This is a genomic window from Brucella sp. MAB-22, assembly GCF_025908475.1.
Taxonomy (GTDB): domain Bacteria; phylum Pseudomonadota; class Alphaproteobacteria; order Rhizobiales; family Rhizobiaceae; genus Brucella; species Brucella anthropi.
Window position 1 is genome coordinate 1,369,638 of record NZ_CP109782.1, and the last position, 17,296, is coordinate 1,386,933.

The window sequence follows — 17,296 nt, forward strand, 5'->3', positions numbered from 1 at the left end:
CTGTCTTAGGCCCGTGCAGAGATCTGCGCCTCACGCGCGGCTCTCAGCTTCGCGAAATCGTCGCCAGCGTGATGCGATGAACGCGTCAGCGGACTGGATGCAACCAGCAGGAAGCCCTTCGTCCGACCAATCGTCTCGAACGACTTGAATTCGTCGGGTGTCACGAAGCGAATGACAGGATGATGCTTGCGGGTCGGCTGGAGATATTGGCCGATGGTCATAAAATCCACGTCAGCCGAACGCAGATCGTCCATCAACTGAAGGATTTCATTCCGCTCCTCGCCAAGACCGACCATGATACCGGATTTGGTGAAAATGGTTGGGTCCAGTTCCTTGACGCGCTGCAGCAGGCGGATCGAATGGAAATAACGAGCGCCAGGACGAACCTTCAGATAACGCGACGGCACAGTTTCCAGATTGTGGTTGAACACGTCCGGGCGAGCCCTGACCACGACTTCGAGAGCACCTTCCTTGCGCAGGAAATCCGGCGTCAGGATTTCAATCGTGGTAGCAGGAGTAGCTTCGCGGATCGCCTGAATGACCTCAGCAAAATGCTGCGCACCACCATCGGCAAGATCGTCGCGATCCACCGATGTTATAACCACATGCGTCAGACCCATCTGCTTGACGGCCTTGGCAACATTCTCGGGTTCGTTCGGATCGAGCGCAGTCGGGATACCGGTCGAGACGTTACAGAAAGCACAAGCACGCGTGCAGATCTCGCCCATGATCATGAAGGTCGCGTGCTTCTTTTCCCAGCACTCGCCGATGTTCGGGCAACCTGCCTCTTCGCAAACCGTAACCAGCTTGTTTGAGCGAACGATATCGCGCGTTTCGCTGTAGCCGCGTGAGACAGGAGCCTTGACACGAATCCACTCGGGCTTCTTCAGGACAACATTGTCCGGACGATGCGCCTTCTCGGGATGCCGCTCACGCTTGCCTTGGTTCACCAGATCGAGAACTGTAACCATGCTTTTTCCTGCCTATCCGAAGCATTTTCATGAATGGACCTGAAATGTTCCCAAATTCGGTTCGGTCCTAATCCCTGCCTTCAACCCTGTCAACTTGAGCGATTTGCTACTCATCGCCGCGCCGCCAGTCCAAGAGCCCGGAAAACTAATGCCCATATCAGGCCAAATACCAAGCCTGCAGCGCCGAGCGCCAATGTGAGTACCCAGACCCCATACCAACCAGTTATGGCCATTCCGTTGACCGATATGGTGTTGCCGCCAAGAACACTCAAGGTGCCTGCTGCAAACCCCAGCACCAATCCTCCAACAGTACACCACTTAATGATCGGCCAGGCGGCACGCCGCCATTGCCCTCCGTTCTCGATCAGCGGAATGAGCGTCCCTCCGTATTATGCGTTCAGCACACGACCGTACGCATCCAGAACGCTTTCCTTCATCATCTCGGAAAGGGTCGGGTGCGGGAAGACCGAATGCATCAGCTCTTCCTCAGTCGTTTCAAGGTTCATGGCGATCACGAAACCCTGGATGAGTTCAGTCACTTCAGCACCGACCATATGAGCACCAAGCAGCTGTCCCGTCTTCTTGTCGAAGATGGTCTTAACCAGTCCCTGATCTTCACCGAGCGCAATCGCCTTGCCATTTGCAGCAAACGAATAGCGACCAACGCGGATATCGTAGCCCTTTTCCTTGGCCTTTGCTTCGGTCAGACCAACGGAAGCGACCTGCGGATTACAATAGGTGCAGCCCGGAATCATGTTCTTTTCGAGCGGGTGAACATTCGGAAGACCTGCAATCTTCTCGATGCAGATAACGCCTTCATGCTCGGCCTTGTGTGCTAGCATTGGCGGACCGGCAACGTCGCCGATAGCATAGATGCCAGCAACGTTGGTCTTGCCATATCCATCAATGACGACGCATCCACGGTCTGTTTTCACACCGAGTGCTTCAAGGCCAAGATTTTCGATATTACCCTGAACGCCAACTGCCGAGATCATACGGTCCACAGTCAACGACTGTGTCTTGCCGTCCTTGGTCTCGATATGGGCGGTCACATTATTTACCCCCTTCTCGACCTTGGTAACCTTGGCATCGGTAATGATCTTCAGGCCACGCTTTTCAAGCTGTTTGCGCGCGAGTGCGGAAATCTCCGCATCTTCAACCGGCATGATCTGCGGCATCAATTCCACGACCGTCACGTCAACGCCCATGTCGTTGTAGAAAGAGGCAAACTCGATACCGATAGCACCCGACCCCATAACCAGCATGGACTTCGGCAGTTCCTGCGGAACCATTGCTTCGAAATAGGTCCAGATCAGCTTGCCATCCGGCTCAATACCCGGCAAAGAGCGCGGACGTGCGCCAGTGGCGACGATAACATGCTTCGCCTTGTAGGTGCCCTCGCCCAGAACGCCCTTCGGAACAGGGTTCTGCGGCTGCATCGGCTGCTTTGACGACTTGCCGACCGAAATCTCAACCGGATTGTTGCCCGAAGCAGCCTTTACAAGCTTTGCCTCGCCCCAGATCACGTCGATCTTGTTCTTCTTCATCAGGAAGCCGACGCCGCCATTAAGACGTGCGGACACACCGCGCGACCGCTGTACCACAGCCGTCACATCAGGTATGATCGTTCCTTCCAGCTTCAGGCCGTAATCCTTGGCGTGTTCGCCAAAATGCAGGATTTCAGCCGAGCGCAAAAGCGCCTTGGTCGGAATACAGCCCCAGTTGAGGCAAATGCCACCCAGATGTTCACGCTCAACGATAGCCGTCTTCAGGCCAAGCTGCGCAGCGCGGATTGCGGTAACATAGCCACCCGGGCCCGAGCCGATAACAATAACGTCGTAAATGTCGGCCATATTGTCCTGCCTTTGCTCAGTTCACTTCTCGGGTGAGCAGCACCCAGTCGTGTCTTTTGTCCTGCCCAATGCGTTCTATCGCTTCGAGCCGCTCAATTTCCTTGAAACCATGGGCGCCGTAAAGGGAAAGCGCCACATCATTGTGGCTTTCGGTTATCAGGCTGATTGCCGGATTACCGTTCCGGTACGCCAGGTCGATCTCGTTGGCGACGAGTGCACGGCCAATACCTTTGCCGCGAAACTCCCGATAAACGCCAACACTATCTATAAAACGGTTGCCAATGACCTTGCGCTGCATCGCGATCAGCTGATCCGTAACCGGATGTTTTTCAGGCAGATCGTTGATACTTTCGTCCACAGTGAAGCCGATGGAAAGCCCGGCAATATCGCCGGCCCATTCGGCTATGGTCACGCTCTGCCAGCCTTCGCTCCCGTCAGCGCGCATATATTGCCGACCGCGTTCCATGGCCGTTTCGGTTCGCCCGTCAAGAACGGCCCCGTACCAGAGCCATGACGCAAAACCGTGCGAAGAGATATCGACAAGAATGGCGATCTCTGCGGCTTCACGGCGTTCAGCCGGGCGTAGATTCGGTTGTCCAGCCATTCAAAAACCTCAGGCGTCGAGTTCAGCAGAACGCGACGCCCTTGAAGTTGATCAATCAGACCAGCATACCCATCGGGTTTTCGATGTGACGCTTGAAGGCCTGAGCAAGTTCAGCAGCCAACGCGCCGTCGACGGCACGGTGATCAGTTGAAAGGGTTACAGACATAACGGTCGCAACCTTGATTTCACCGTTCTTGACCACTGCACGCTGTTCACCTGCGCCGATTGCGAAAATGGTCGCATGCGGCGGATTGATGATCGCGGCAAAGTCCTTCACGCCAAACATGCCAAGGTTGGACACGGAGGTCGAACCGCCCTGATATTCTTCAGGCTTCAGCTTGCGATCACGCGCACGCTTGGCAAGGTCCTTCATCTCATTGGAGATAGCGGACAGCGTCTTCGAGTCCGATTGACGCACGATTGGTGTAATCAGACCGCCCGGAATGGAGACTGCAACGCCGACATCAGCACGCTTGTGCTTGACCATACCGCCTTCAGTCCAGGAGACATTGGCTTCAGGAATGTCACGCAGTGCAAGAGCGACAGCCTTGATCACCAGATCGTTGACAGAAAGCTTGTAGGCCGGAACCTCACCCTTTTCAGTCTTGATCATCGGTGCAGCTGCATTGATCTGCGAACGCAGAGCCAGAAGTGCATCCAGTTCGCAATCAATCGTCAGATAGAAATGCGGAACAGTCTGCTTCGATTCCACCAGACGGCGGGCAATGGTTTTGCGCATACCATCGTGAGGAACGATCTCGTAGGTGCCTTCCTCAAAGAGCTTGAGAACGGTTTCATCCGACATCGGCTTCGGTGCGGCAGCAGAGGCAGCTTCCGCCTTCGGCGCAGCAGCCTTGGCACCACCGGAAGCCAGAGCAGCTTCCACATCGCGCTGAACGACACGGCCGTGCGGACCGGTACCCTTCACAGCGGCGATATCGACACCGGATTCCTTGGCGATACGGCGTGCAAGCGGCGACGCAAACACGCGGTCACCCTTATTCGCAGCAGCGGGCTGCTCTGCCTTGGCTGGTGCAGGCACCGCTGCAGGAGCTGCAGCTGGCTTCGGCTCTTCCTTGGGAGCCTCGACCTTTGCTTCTGTCTTCGGAGCAGAAGCCGCGCCCTTTGCTGCAGCCGCCACGTCCTCGCCTTCTTCGGCGAGGATAGCGATCAGCGCATTGACCTTGACGCCTTCGGAGCCAGCGGGAACCACGAGCTTGGCAATCGTGCCTTCGTCTACAGCTTCCACTTCCATCGTGGCCTTGTCGGTCTCGATTTCAGCAATAACATCGCCAGGAGCGATCTTGTCGCCTTCCTTGACCAGCCATTTCGACAGGTTGCCTTCTTCCATCGTCGGAGAAAGCGCTGGCATGGTGATATTGATCGGCATGTCCAGACCCTTTCGTTACGCGGTATAGGTAACGGCTTTCACCGCTTCGACCACTTCGGCGACAGTCGGCAGCGCCAGCTTTTCCAGATTTGCCGCATAAGGCATCGGAACATCCTTACCAGCGATGGTCAGGATCGGCGCATCGAGATAATCGAAAGCCTGCTGCATGACGCGGGTGGCGATTTCCGTACCAACGGACGACTGCGGGAAACCTTCTTCCACAGTCACAAGTCGGCCAGTCTTCTTGACCGATTCGACTACAGTTGGAATATCCATCGGGCGGATCGTGCGCAGATCGATGATTTCAACATCGATACCCTGCTGGGCCAGCTCTTCAGCCGCCTTGACGGCGTAGGTCATGCCGATACCGAACGAAACAATGGTGGCGTCCTTGCCCTGCTTGTGAATGCGAGCCTTGCCAATCGGCAGCACGAAATCGTCAAGTTTTGGTACATCGAAATGATGACCGTACAGGATTTCGTTTTCGAGGAAGATCACTGGATTCGGATCGCGAATGGCAGCCTTCAGCAAGCCTTTGGCGTCGGCTGCCGTGTACGGCATGACGACCTTGAGACCCGGAATGTGGCTGTACCAGGCCGCATAGCATTGCGAGTGCTGGGCAGCAACACGCGCAGCCGCACCGGACGGACCACGGAAGACCATCGGAGCGCCCATCTGTCCGCCGGACATATAAAGCGTCTTGGCAGCAGAGTTCACGATCTGGTCGATTGCCTGCATGGCAAAGTTGAAGGTCATGAATTCAACGATCGGACGCAGACCTGCAAAAGCAGCCCCTACACCTACACCGGCGAAACCATGTTCGGTGATCGGGGTATCGACAACGCGCTTGGAACCGAATTCGTCGAGAAGTCCCTGCGTTACCTTGTAAGCGCCTTGATATTCGGCAACTTCTTCACCCATAACGAAAACGCTCGGGTCGCGGCGCATTTCTTCGGCCATCGCATCACGAAGCGCTTCACGAACGGTCGTAGAAACCATTTCGGTGCCAGCCGGAATGTCCGGGTCGGACGCGACTTCGAGTGCTGGAGCCTTTGGAGCAGCCGGAACAGAATCAGCCTTCTTCTCTTCGGCTTTTGGCTCTTCCTTGGCTTCGCTCGATGGTGCCTCGGCTTTGGCCGCCGGAGCAGAACCGATATCGGAAGCGCTTTCACCGTCACCGAGAAGCACGGCAATCGGCGTATTGACCTTCACGCCTTCGGTGCCTTCATCGACAAGAATTTTGCCGATCGTGCCTTCATCGACAGCTTCGACTTCCATCGTCGCCTTGTCGGTTTCAATTTCGGCGATCACATCGCCGGACGTAACCTTGTCGCCTTCTTTCTTCAGCCATTTGGAGAGCTTGCCCTCTTCCATGGTTGGGGAAAGTGCGGGCATGAGAATTTCTACGGGCATGACAACACCTTCCTGGAATTAGAGCAGAATATCCGTGTAGAGCTCGGATGCATCCGGCTCCGGATCGTTTTGAGCGAAATCAGCAGAATCAGCGACAATGTCGCGGACATCCTTGTCGATTTCCTTCAGCTCTTCCTCGGTTGCCCAACCCTTGTCGATCAGACGCTGCTTGACCTGCTCGATCGGATCATGCTCGGAGCGCATCTTCTGCACTTCTTCCTTCGAGCGATACTTTGCCGGGTCCGACATGGAGTGACCGCGGTAACGGTAGGTCTGCATGTCGAGAATGATCGGCCCCTTGCCGGAACGCGTCCATTCCACGGCCAGATCGGCAGCAGCCTTGACCGCACGAACGTCCATGCCATCCACTTGGATACCCGGAATATTGAAAGAGAGACCGCGCTTCGAGAAGTCCGTTTCTGCGGACGAGCGCGAAACCGATGTGCCCATGGCGTAGCGGTTGTTCTCGATGATGTAGACTACAGGCAGCTTCCACAGCGATGCCATGTTGAAGCTTTCGTAGACCTGACCCTGATTGGAAGCGCCATCGCCGAAATAGGTCAGCGTTACATTGTCGTTGTCGCGATAGCGATTCGCGAATGCAAGGCCTGTGCCGAGCGAAACCTGCGCACCGACGATACCATGACCGCCGTAGAAGTTCTTCTCTTTGGAGAACATATGCATGGAGCCGCCCTTGCCCTTGGAAAGGCCACTGCGACGTCCGGTCAGTTCAGCCATCACGCCGCGCGCGCTCATGCCCGCTGCAAGCATATGACCATGATCGCGATAGGCGGTGATAACCTGATCACCTTCTTTCAGCGCCATCTGCATGCCGACCACCACGGCCTCCTGGCCGATATAAAGGTGGCAGAAGCCTCCAATGAAGCCCATGCCATAAAGCTGGCCGGCTTTTTCTTCGAAACGCCGGATCAACAGCATTTCGCGATAAGCGTCCAGCTCCTGCTTCTTGTCGAAGTTCACAGGTGCAGGTGCCTTGGGTGCAGTCACAGAAGACGCCTGCGTTTTGCTAGCAGGCGACTTTTTAGCCCTCGGTGCCATATCTCGCTCCCTAAATTGTCGTTCTATTGTGACGTTATACGGGCATATCACAAGATACAATATGCGCCCAGAGCATAGCTGCTATGTCGCCAAGCCCTTAAAAACATATCACAAAAAGACAATTAACCGGATTTCAGTTAATTTGAACGGTCTTCCCTGGAGGTGATAATTGTCACTTCATCGGGATGGGAGAGATTAAGCGCTCTGCGTGCCTGCTCGTCAAGCATATCCTTCTCGATGGAACCGTCGCGCAAAAGCGTGACTCGTTTTTCGAGCGCGTTCCGATCTGCCGTCACTTGTTCGAGCTGCTTGGCCAGAAGACTTTTCTGCTCTTCCAGCTGGATACGGGAGTAGAGACCATATTCGCCGTGATAGGCGTGAAAGCCGAAGTAACTCAGAAATGCAGCCGTCAGAATGGGCAACACAAAACGCCCACGGATCGATTTACGCTTCTGCTTGGTCCACATTTCGGCTTCCTTCCCGGATATTCGGTGCCACTACGAATCCTGCGAAGGGCATCAATCCGAATTCCACCATCAAGCATTATTTTGCTTAACAGAGATTTACCAAGAACCGATGTCAGGAACAGTCGGGACTAGTTTTCGCAACAGCTGGAAGAAGTGAACCTCGCGCAAACCATTCAAACCCGTCAGGAATCGAGAACGGCTCACCATAAAGACGAGCCGCTCATTCAGATTGATAAAATGTTTGACAGGATCAAACGTCTACAATTGTGGAAAACCCGCCCATGATCATGCGCTTGCCGTCGAATGGCATCTGGTCACCCATCGCCTTCATACGCGGATCACTCATCATTTTGCTATTTGCAGCGTCGCGCGTTGCCTTGTCGGGATATTCGAACCAGGAGAAAACAACCTCCTCGTCGGCCTCAGCCTTAACCGCACGTCGAAAATCGGTGACCTTGCCATCCGGCACATCATCCCCCCATGCTTCGACCATACGCGTCACGCCAAACTCCTTGAATAATACAGCAGCTTCGGCGGCATGCTTGCGATAGAGTTCCTTGTTCGCCTTGGGGACGGCGACAACAAATCCTTCGATATAAGCCATTTTCTCTCTCCCGTTGTTAACTCCCCCACGGCTTCATCATCTGAATTCCAAGCCGCTGCCTCATCAGCTCAAACACCAATGCAATAACATTGATATCAATATAATTGCATTGGGTCAAATGCCGAGCATTGGAAGTCATATAGGGCGAAAACGAAAAAAGGCGGACCGAAGCCCGCCTTTATCAGTCTCAGAGAAAAATCAGAGGAACTTCAGTGCGTTGCGGCCTGCATAGCGGGCCTGCTTGCCAAGTTCTTCCTCGATACGGATAAGCTGATTGTACTTGGCCGTACGGTCCGAACGGGCCAGCGAGCCAGTCTTGATCTGACCACAGTTGGTAGCAACCGCGAGATCCGCAATCGTCGAATCCTCGGTTTCACCTGAACGATGCGACATGACGGCAGTATAGCCAGCCTTGTGAGCCGTTTCGACCGCGTCGAGCGTTTCAGACAGCGATCCGATCTGGTTGACCTTGACGAGAATCGAGTTGGCAACGCCCATACGAATACCGTCACGGAGACGAGCGGAATTGGTGACGAACAGGTCGTCACCAACGAGTTGGCACTTGTCGCCAATAAGATCGGTGAGGTACTTCCAACCTTCCCAGTCGTCTTCAGCCATACCATCTTCGATAGTGACGATAGGATAGTCGCTGGCGAGCTTGGCGAGATACTTGGCCTGAGCCTTTGGATCGCGCGTCTTGCGCTCGCCTTCATAAACGTAATTACCGTCCTTGAAGAATTCGGTCGCAGCGCAGTCGAGGCCAAGAGCAATATCTTCACCCGGCTTGAAACCGGCCTTTTCGATCGATTCCATAATGAAGTCGAGCGCAGCCTGGGCATTCTTCAGATTAGGAGCAAAGCCGCCTTCATCGCCAACATTGGTGTTGTGACCGGCATCCTTCAGACGCTTTTTGAGGGTATGGAAAACTTCCGAGCCATAACGAACAGCTTCACGAACGGACGAAGCCCCCACCGGCAGAATCATGAATTCCTGGAAATCAATCGGATTGTCAGCATGTGCACCGCCATTGATGATATTCATCATGGGGACCGGCAGAACATGGGCATTTGCGCCACCAACGTAGCGGTAAAGTGGGAGACCGGTTGCCTGAGCCGCAGCCTTGGCAACTGCAAGCGAAACACCCAGAATTGCGTTGGCACCGATGTTGCCCTTGTTGGCCGAGCCGTCAAGCTCGATCATCGTCTGGTCGATAAGCAGCTGGCTTTCCGCATCCATGCCCGCAATAGCGTCAAAAATCTTGCCATTGACAGCTTCGACGGCCTTTTCCACACCCTTGCCGAGATAGCGGCTGCCACCGTCACGCAATTCTACAGCTTCATGCGCGCCAGTCGATGCGCCAGACGGAACCGCAGCACGTCCGAAAGAGCCGTCTTCAAGCACAACGTCCACTTCGACGGTCGGGTTGCCGCGGCTGTCGAGGATTTCGCGGCCGACGATGTCGATGATTGCAGTCATAGGAACCAGTCCTTCCCTATAGATTGCCCCGCCAGATGTGCGAGGCGCTTAACAAATCCGATGCGGCCATTTCTTAGCGCATAATCCTGAAACTTTGCAGACATTTCAGAAAAGATTATGCACCAGGCCAATTTTTAAGCCCTAACCGCAAAAAAGCGGCGAGAATGGCTTAGCGAAACAAAAGGCGGAGGAAAATCCCCCGCCTTTTTAAATTCTCCGAGAACTGTTTAAAGCCCTTTCGCGATACGATCGAAAGCCATCAGCTTTTCGAGGAGCGCGGGCATTTTATCCACCGGCACCATATTCGGACCATCGGATGGGGCATTGTCCGGATCCTGATGCGTTTCGATGAAGAGCCCGGCAACGCCAACGGCTACAGCTGCGCGTGCCAGTGTCTCAACGAATTCGCGCTGACCACCCGACGAACCACCTTGCCCGCCCGGTTGCTGTACGGAATGAGTCGCATCGAACACAACCGGTGAACCAAGGCCTGCCATGATCGGCAAGGAACGCATATCGGAAACGAGCGTATTATAGCCAAACGAAACACCGCGTTCGGTCGCCAGCACATTCGGATTGCCACTTTCCGTAATCTTGGAAAGAACATTTTTCATGTCCCACGGCGCCAGAAACTGACCCTTCTTGACATTCACGACACGTCCCGTCTTGGCGGCAGCAATCAGCAGATCGGTCTGGCGGCAGAGAAATGCCGGGATTTGCAGGACATCGACCACAGGAGCAACTGCGGCGCACTGCTCTTCAGTGTGGATGTCCGTCAGCACCGGAAAGCCGAACTCCTTCTTGAGATCCGCAAAAACTTCCATTGCCTTTTCGAGGCCTATACCACGCTCAGCCTTCAAGGATGTGCGATTGGCCTTGTCGAAGCTGGACTTGTAGACAAGACCGATGCCGAGCTTATCGGTCATCTCCTTGAGACGGCCCGCCATATCGAAGGCGTGTTCACGCGTTTCCATCTGGCACGGGCCCGCTATCAGGGCAAACGGCGCACTGTTTGAAAAAGTAACGTTTCCGATTTTTACGGATGAATTGGCAGTCGCCATGACGTGAACCTCGATATTGAGTGCCTTGCAGGCACCTTATCTGGCGTAAAGGTGGGTCGAAAACAAGACCACGGCCTGAAAGCAGAAATGAAAACGCGCCCCGAAAGGCGCGTTAGATTTTCAGACCAGACGGCTCTGCTCGATTGCCGCTTCAATGAAGGAAGCAAACAGCGGATGCGGTTCGAACGGTCGAGACTTCAGTTCAGGATGGTACTGAACGCCGATGAACCAAGGGTGGTCAGGATATTCGACTGTTTCCGGCAGAACACCATCCGGTGACATGCCTGCGAAGTTCAGTCCGGCAGATTCCAGACGTTCCTTGTAGTCGATATTGACTTCATAGCGATGACGATGGCGCTCGGAAATATCGGTCGATCCGTAGATTTCCGCAATCTTCGAGCCCGACTTCAACGCCGCTTCATATGCACCAAGGCGCATTGTACCGCCAAGATCACCAGCCGAAGCGCGCTTCTCGAGCATATTGCCCTTCAGCCACTCGGTCATGAGACCAACAACCGGCTCCTTGGTCGGACCGAACTCGGTCGAAGATGCGTTTTCGATACCAACGAGATTACGTGCTGCTTCAATGCAAGCCATTTGCATGCCAAAGCAGATACCGAAGTAAGGAACCTTGCGTTCACGAGCGAACTTCGCTGCAAGAATCTTGCCTTCCGCGCCACGTTCGCCGAAACCGCCCGGCACCAGAATGCCATGAACCTTTTCCAGATATGGGGCCGGATCTTCGCTTTCGAAGACTTCAGCCTCGATCCAGTCGAGATTGACTTTTACCTTGTTGGCAAGACCACCATGATAGAGCGCTTCGATCAGCGACTTATAGGCATCTTTAAGGCCAGTATATTTGCCGACGATGGCGATGGTCACTTCGCCTTCTGGATTGTGGAGGCGGTTGGAGACCTCTTCCCAGCGGTCCATACGGGGCTTCGGAGCCGGATCGATACCGAATGCCGACAGAACTTCCGAATCAAGGCCTTCCTTATGGTAGGCAATCGGCACATCGTAGATCGTTGCTACGTCGAGCGCCTGAATGACCGCGCTTTCGCGGACATTACAGAACAACGACAGCTTGCGACGTTCTGATTCCGGAATCTCGCGATCGGCGCGGACCAGAAGGATATCTGGAGCAATACCGATAGAGCGCAGCTCCTTGACCGAATGCTGGGTCGGCTTGGTCTTCAGTTCACCAGCTGCCGGAATATACGGCATCAAGGTCAGATGGATATAAACTGCCGTTCCGCGCGGCAGTTCATTGCCAAGCTGACGGATCGCTTCGAGGAACGGCATGGCTTCGATGTCGCCAACCGTGCCGCCGATTTCGCAAAGAACGAAATCATAGTCTTCGTTGCCTTCAAGGACGAAGTTCTTGATCTCGTCGGTCACATGCGGAATGACCTGAACCGTCGCACCGAGATAATCGCCGCGGCGTTCCTTTTCGATGATATTCCGATAAATGCGGCCGGTGGTGATGTTGTCCTGCTGGTTGGCAGGACGACCGGTGAACCGCTCGTAATGGCCCAGATCAAGGTCGGTTTCGGCACCATCGTCAGTGACGAACACCTCACCATGCTGGTAAGGCGACATCGTGCCGGGATCGACATTCAGATAAGGGTCGAGTTTACGGATACGCACGCGGTAACCACGTGCCTGAAGGAGTGCAGCCAGTGCTGCGGCAGCTATGCCTTTTCCAAGGGAAGAAACCACGCCGCCAGTGATGAATACATATCGCGCCATGGGCTTATCTCGTTAGACTTTCTTGATTGATTCCGCCACCAAAAAATGCACCCCGGCAGTGTTTTTTCACCGAAGCAAGGCGGTAATCGTCGTTGCACAAAGAAAAACCGGAGCCAGAAACCCCGGAGCGAATACGTCTGTACTCTCTAGCGCCCCTATTCACATAAAGCCATGTCGAAGCTCGAAATCCACAGCTTCCACCTGTCAGAATAGCCATTGGCACAAAAGAAAAGGCCGAGCCCATAAGCCCGGCCACATTCACATAGTCATTTACAGATCAGAGAACAACCACTTCGGTACCCAGACCGACGCGCTCATAAAGATCCATCACATCCTCATTGATCATGCGGAAGCAGCCGTTGGAAGCCGAGCTACCGATAGTCCATGGCTGTACCGTGCCATGAATGCGGATGTAGGTGTCCTTGTTGCCCTGAAACAAGTACAGAGCGCGCGAACCAAGTGGGTTGCCTGGACCACCATCCATACCGTTCTTGAAGCGACCATAGTGAGCCGGATCACGCTCGATCATTTCCTTGGTCGGAATCCAGCGCGGCCACTCCCGCTTCGCGTTGATTGTTCCAGTGCCCTTGAATTCCAATCCCTGCTTGCCGACAGCGATGCCATAACGGCGAGCAGTCGTCGACGTTTCAACAAGGTAAAGGAAACGCTGCTTCGGGTCGATCACGATGGTGCCAGGCTTATAGCCGGTAAAAGCCACTTCCTGCGCCCGGAACTTCGGATCGATGTTGTACTTATTGGCCTTAACTGCATTGCCGCTCTTGGAAGCCTTTTTCTTCTTCGGCTTTTCAGGATTGGCCTTGGCATCGCTTGAGAGAGCAACTTGCTGAACAGACGCAGCAGCTTCATTGAGCTGCGCTTCAGCGCTTACCGGCGAAGTTGCAAATGCAGGAGCGGTCGCTCCGATGCAGAGAGTTGCAATACCTGCCATCAAAATACGGCGTGAAAACATGTTCGGTTCCCGAAAATTCAAGCACAAGGGAAAAATGTCTGCCGCATTAATTGCGACCAGACTTTCGCTTTCCTTACTGCAAAGCGATCCGGTTCTCAATTCGCTGCCATCGTTCTGCAATGCGATTCGCGGCAGCGTATTGCCTAGCTGCAACACTTTGCAGTCTCATGATTAACAAAAAGAAAACCGGCCACAAGGGCCGGTTTCGCATTCTGTTCACTTTGCTCGGCCTTTTTACTGCGAGCTAGGAACCGGGTTGGCCGGGGTTTCCGGAACAACCGGAGCCTGCGGCTGGGTAGCGTCGGGCTGTGTTGCCGGCGCTGTAGCACCTGGAGCTGCAGGTGCAGTCTGATTGGCGTCAGGACGCGAAGACTCGCCACCCAGCTGATTGAGGATACCGCCGCCATTGCCGCCTGCCGGAGCTGACTGACTGCCGGTTGCCGCCGGGATACGGTTGAGAATGTCGGTCGGCTTTTCGCCGTAGCGTGCCATGATGCCGAGAATAAGCGAGGTCGCGAAGAAACCGATCGCGAGAATGGCTGTCGTGCGGGTCAGTGCGTTGGCTGCGCCGCGAGCCGTCATGAACCCCGAACCACCGCCAATGCCAAGGCCACCGCCTTCAGAACGCTGGATAAGCACAACGCCGACAAGCGCCAGCACGATCAACAAATGAATGACAATGATTACGGTCTGCATGGGTTACGGTCTTTATATCCCTAAAACTAGAGCGGCTCTTTACACGCTATTGTCCGATAATCCAAGCCCCGAGACCAAGATAGACAGACGTGATGTGCCGGTTACAAATTACGATAGGTTTCGCATATGGCGAGAAAATCGTTCGCCTTCAAGCTCGCACCACCAACAAGCGCACCATCAACATCCGCGACGCCGAGCAATTCCAATGCGTTTGAAGGCTTGACCGAACCGCCATAGAGCAGCCGAAGATGTGCGCCTTTCGTGCCGAAACGTTCAATTAGCTGCTCACGCATGAAAGCATGAGCGGCACGCACGTCCTGCACTGTTGGCGTCAACCCTGTACCGATTGCCCAAACCGGTTCGTAAGCAATGATCGTATTCGCGGCATTGACGCCATCCGGCAAAGAGCCAGCAAGCTGCTTGCCGATTACATCCAGAGTACGCTCCGCCTTGCGCTCATCGGCAGTTTCGCCGACGCAAACGATTGCAATCAATCCGGCAGCCCATGCGGCCTCGGTCTTGGCGCGAACAGTGTCATTGCTTTCATGATGGTCGGTCCGGCGTTCGGAATGACCGATTATGACATGCGTAGCGCCCGCTTCCTTAAGCATTTCTGCAGAGACATCGCCTGTATGCGCGCCAGACACTTTATGGTGAGCATCCTGACCGCCGAGACCAACAGTCTCGCCTTCAAGCGTTTCCGCCGCGCGGGAAAGAAGCGTCGCAGGTACACAAATGACGGCGTCAAGCTTGCGGCCGAGATCGGAGCTCAGGCCGGCAGCAATCGCACGCAATTCGGTCAGGGACTCTCCCGTGCCATTCATCTTCCAGTTGCCAGCAACCAGCGGACGGATTCCCGGAGTCATTTCATTCTCCTCGCCTGTTCAAAACAGTAGACGCGGTCACCTCTTGAAAGCGGACCAGCGCCAAAATTTGCCACTGACTAAGCGTATTCGTGCCGCAATGCAAATGTTCTTGAGTGCCTACATGCAATGAGACCTTGCATATAGGGCTGGCTTGAGGTTATCCCCTGACTGGCTCTATCTATGAAAGCCGAGCTTAGATTTATACTTGAAGGGTTTCCAATGCTCGACAGCCTGCGTTCTGCCGCTCAATCCTGGGTCGCCAAACTTCTGCTTGGCCTGCTTGTACTGAGCTTTGCGATCTGGGGCATCTCCGATGTCTTTCGCGGCGGCCTGTCAGGCAATGCCGCTTTGACGGCTGGCGGTTCCGAAGTGAGCGCCACTGATTATCGTTTCGCCTATGAACAGCAGATGATGCGTTTGTCTCAACAGTTTCGCCAGCGTCTGACGCGCGAACAGGCAAAAACGCTCGGTGTCGAAAATCAGGTACTCGCCCAGCTCGCAGCCGGTGTGGTTCTGGATGAAGGTGCGCGCAACATGCAGCTCGGCCTTTCCAAGGACGGAATTGCTCGACTGACCGGTGAAGATCCGGCTTTCCATGACGCAAGCGGCAACTTCAATCGCGCGCAGTTCGATGCAGTGCTTCGTCAATCTGGCATTCGTGCACAGGATTATCTCGACAACCGCGCGAAAGTGGCTCGCCGCCAGCAGATCGTGGAAGCTGCAACGGACGGCATCAAACTTCCGAATACAGCGTTGAAGGCGCTGGCTCTATATCAAGGTGAAACCCGCAGCGTTGACTATGTGACCATTCAGGCTGAAAAGGCCGATGCTGTCCCTGCCCCGTCCGAAGATGCGCTCAAGACCTATTTTGACGCACACAAGGACGAGTATAAGGCACCGGAGTACCGGAAAATAACCTATGTGAAGCTGGAGCCGGCTGATATTGCAGATCCGTCTGCCGTCACGCAGGACGAAATCAACGAATACTATGAAAAGAACAAGGACCGCTTCAGCACGATCGAAAAGCGTACTATCGAGCAGTTGAGCTTTGCCGATGATGCCGCAGCTGAAGCTGCCCAGCAGAAAATTGCCGCTGGAACAAGCTTCATCGATATCGGCAAGGAACAGGGCAAAACAGAAGACGACCTGAAGCTTGGCACGTTTGAGAAATCCGCCATTCCTGATCAGGCCGTTGCCGACGCAGCTTTTGCACTGGCAGAGAATGGCGTGAGCCCGGTGGTGAAGGGTGGCTTTGGTCCGGTTATCCTGCGCGTGACGCAGATCGAACCGGCTCATGTGAAACCACAAGCCGAAGTTGAAGGCGAAATTCGCACCACGCTTGCCAACAATATCGCAGCAAGCAGCATCAGCGGCATTCATGACTCTTATGAGCAGGACCGTTCCGACGGCGCATCCATGGCTGATGTGGCAAAGAAGCTAAGCCTCAAGTCCGTCACAGTGGAAGCCGTCGACGCCGAGGGCAACGATCCTTCTGGTAATCCTGTGCAGCTGCCAAACTCCGAAGCGCTGCTTTCCGCTGCCTTCCAGGCCGACCAGGGTTTTGACAACGACGCCCTGACCATGGGCAATGTCGGCTATCTCTGGTATCAGGTTGACGGTGTAACTCCGGCACGCGACCGTACGCTCGACGAAGTCAAGGACAAGGTTGCAGCGGCATGGAAGGGCGAAGAAGCAGTCAAGCGCCTCAACCAGCGCGTAGACGAGTTGCAGAAACGCCTCGACGGCGGCGCGACACTCGACGCAATCGCTACAGAGCTGGGCGTCGAAAAGCAGACAAAGCGTGGTATTGTCCGCACGACCAACGATGCCGATATCGGAACCGCAGCGGCGGCGCAGATCTTCCGGGGAGCGAATGGTTTCACCGGTAGCGCTGCTGCACCTTCGGACGATGCCCAGATTCTGTTCAAGGTTGTTGAAGTGACCGAACCTGCCGGAGCTGGCCCGGAAGCTATTCCGGAACAGCAGCAGAAATATCTGGCGACATCGCTCTCGGATGATGTTCTCGAACAGCTCGTCGGCGAATTGCAGAAGCAGTATCCTGTTAAGATAAACCAGACCGTCATCAACAACGCTCTGGCGTTTTAAGGACGGTGGGC

The 17,296-nt window shown here is 54.7% G+C and carries 16 protein-coding genes; 1 reads left to right on the forward strand and 15 read right to left on the reverse strand.

The window, feature by feature from the left end; genetic code table 11:
- Positions 1-5 precede the first annotated feature (5 nt).
- The 15 genes from lipA to tpiA form a co-directional block, all read right to left on the reverse strand.
- Positions 6-971, reverse strand: coding sequence for a lipoyl synthase (lipA, locus tag OHI65_RS16135; protein WP_012091976.1), 966 nt, complete (start codon positions 969-971; stop codon positions 6-8).
- 110 nt (positions 972-1,081) lie between these two features.
- Positions 1,082-1,267, reverse strand: coding sequence for a hypothetical protein (locus OHI65_RS16140; protein ID WP_012091975.1), 186 nt, complete (start codon positions 1,265-1,267; stop codon positions 1,082-1,084).
- Positions 1,268-1,360: 93 nt separating this feature from the next.
- A complete protein-coding gene (gene lpdA, locus OHI65_RS16145; RefSeq protein WP_125300212.1) occupies positions 1,361-2,824 on the reverse strand; it encodes a dihydrolipoyl dehydrogenase in 1,464 nt (487 codons plus the stop codon).
- Between the two features lie 16 nt (positions 2,825-2,840).
- Positions 2,841-3,428: a GNAT family N-acetyltransferase gene (locus OHI65_RS16150; RefSeq protein WP_012091973.1), complete on the reverse strand. Its 588-nt coding sequence runs from the start codon at positions 3,426-3,428 to the stop codon at positions 2,841-2,843.
- 55 nt (positions 3,429-3,483) lie between these two features.
- Positions 3,484-4,818, reverse strand: coding sequence for a pyruvate dehydrogenase complex dihydrolipoamide acetyltransferase (locus tag OHI65_RS16155; RefSeq protein WP_125300211.1), 1,335 nt, complete (start codon positions 4,816-4,818; stop codon positions 3,484-3,486).
- A 15-nt stretch (positions 4,819-4,833) separates the two neighbouring features.
- Entirely contained in the window at positions 4,834-6,231 is a 1,398-nt protein-coding gene (locus tag OHI65_RS16160; RefSeq protein WP_125300210.1) for a pyruvate dehydrogenase complex E1 component subunit beta, read from the reverse strand.
- Positions 6,232-6,249: 18 nt separating this feature from the next.
- Positions 6,250-7,290 carry a pyruvate dehydrogenase (acetyl-transferring) E1 component subunit alpha gene (gene pdhA, locus OHI65_RS16165; protein WP_012091970.1) on the reverse strand — a complete coding sequence of 347 codons (1,041 nt, stop codon included), beginning with the start codon at positions 7,288-7,290 and terminating at the stop codon, positions 6,250-6,252.
- A 137-nt stretch (positions 7,291-7,427) separates the two neighbouring features.
- Complete coding sequence (locus OHI65_RS16170) at positions 7,428-7,757, reverse strand: FtsB family cell division protein (protein ID WP_010660005.1); 330 nt, start codon at positions 7,755-7,757, stop codon at positions 7,428-7,430.
- 250 nt (positions 7,758-8,007) lie between these two features.
- On the reverse strand, positions 8,008-8,361 hold the full coding sequence (locus OHI65_RS16175) for a DUF1428 domain-containing protein (protein ID WP_010660004.1): 354 nt from the start codon (positions 8,359-8,361) through the stop codon (positions 8,008-8,010).
- A gap of 198 nt (positions 8,362-8,559) precedes the next feature.
- A complete protein-coding gene (gene eno / locus OHI65_RS16180) occupies positions 8,560-9,837 on the reverse strand; it encodes a phosphopyruvate hydratase (RefSeq protein WP_012091969.1) in 1,278 nt (425 codons plus the stop codon).
- A gap of 227 nt (positions 9,838-10,064) precedes the next feature.
- On the reverse strand, positions 10,065-10,898 hold the full coding sequence (gene kdsA / locus OHI65_RS16185) for a 3-deoxy-8-phosphooctulonate synthase (protein ID WP_010660002.1): 834 nt from the start codon (positions 10,896-10,898) through the stop codon (positions 10,065-10,067).
- A gap of 120 nt (positions 10,899-11,018) precedes the next feature.
- Positions 11,019-12,647 (reverse strand): CTP synthase, encoded by a 1,629-nt coding sequence (locus OHI65_RS16190; protein WP_010660001.1) that lies wholly within the window; start codon positions 12,645-12,647, stop codon positions 11,019-11,021.
- A 277-nt stretch (positions 12,648-12,924) separates the two neighbouring features.
- Positions 12,925-13,617, reverse strand: coding sequence for a L,D-transpeptidase (locus OHI65_RS16195; protein WP_010660000.1), 693 nt, complete (start codon positions 13,615-13,617; stop codon positions 12,925-12,927).
- 234 nt (positions 13,618-13,851) lie between these two features.
- Positions 13,852-14,313 carry a preprotein translocase subunit SecG gene (gene secG, locus OHI65_RS16200; RefSeq protein WP_010659999.1) on the reverse strand — a complete coding sequence of 154 codons (462 nt, stop codon included), beginning with the start codon at positions 14,311-14,313 and terminating at the stop codon, positions 13,852-13,854.
- A gap of 101 nt (positions 14,314-14,414) precedes the next feature.
- On the reverse strand, positions 14,415-15,179 hold the full coding sequence (gene tpiA, locus OHI65_RS16205) for a triose-phosphate isomerase (RefSeq protein WP_012091967.1): 765 nt from the start codon (positions 15,177-15,179) through the stop codon (positions 14,415-14,417).
- Between the two features lie 219 nt (positions 15,180-15,398).
- Between tpiA and OHI65_RS16210 the strand changes: the two genes are divergently transcribed.
- Positions 15,399-17,285, forward strand: coding sequence for a peptidyl-prolyl cis-trans isomerase (locus OHI65_RS16210; RefSeq protein ID WP_125300209.1), 1,887 nt, complete (start codon positions 15,399-15,401; stop codon positions 17,283-17,285).
- Positions 17,286-17,296 lie beyond the last annotated feature (11 nt).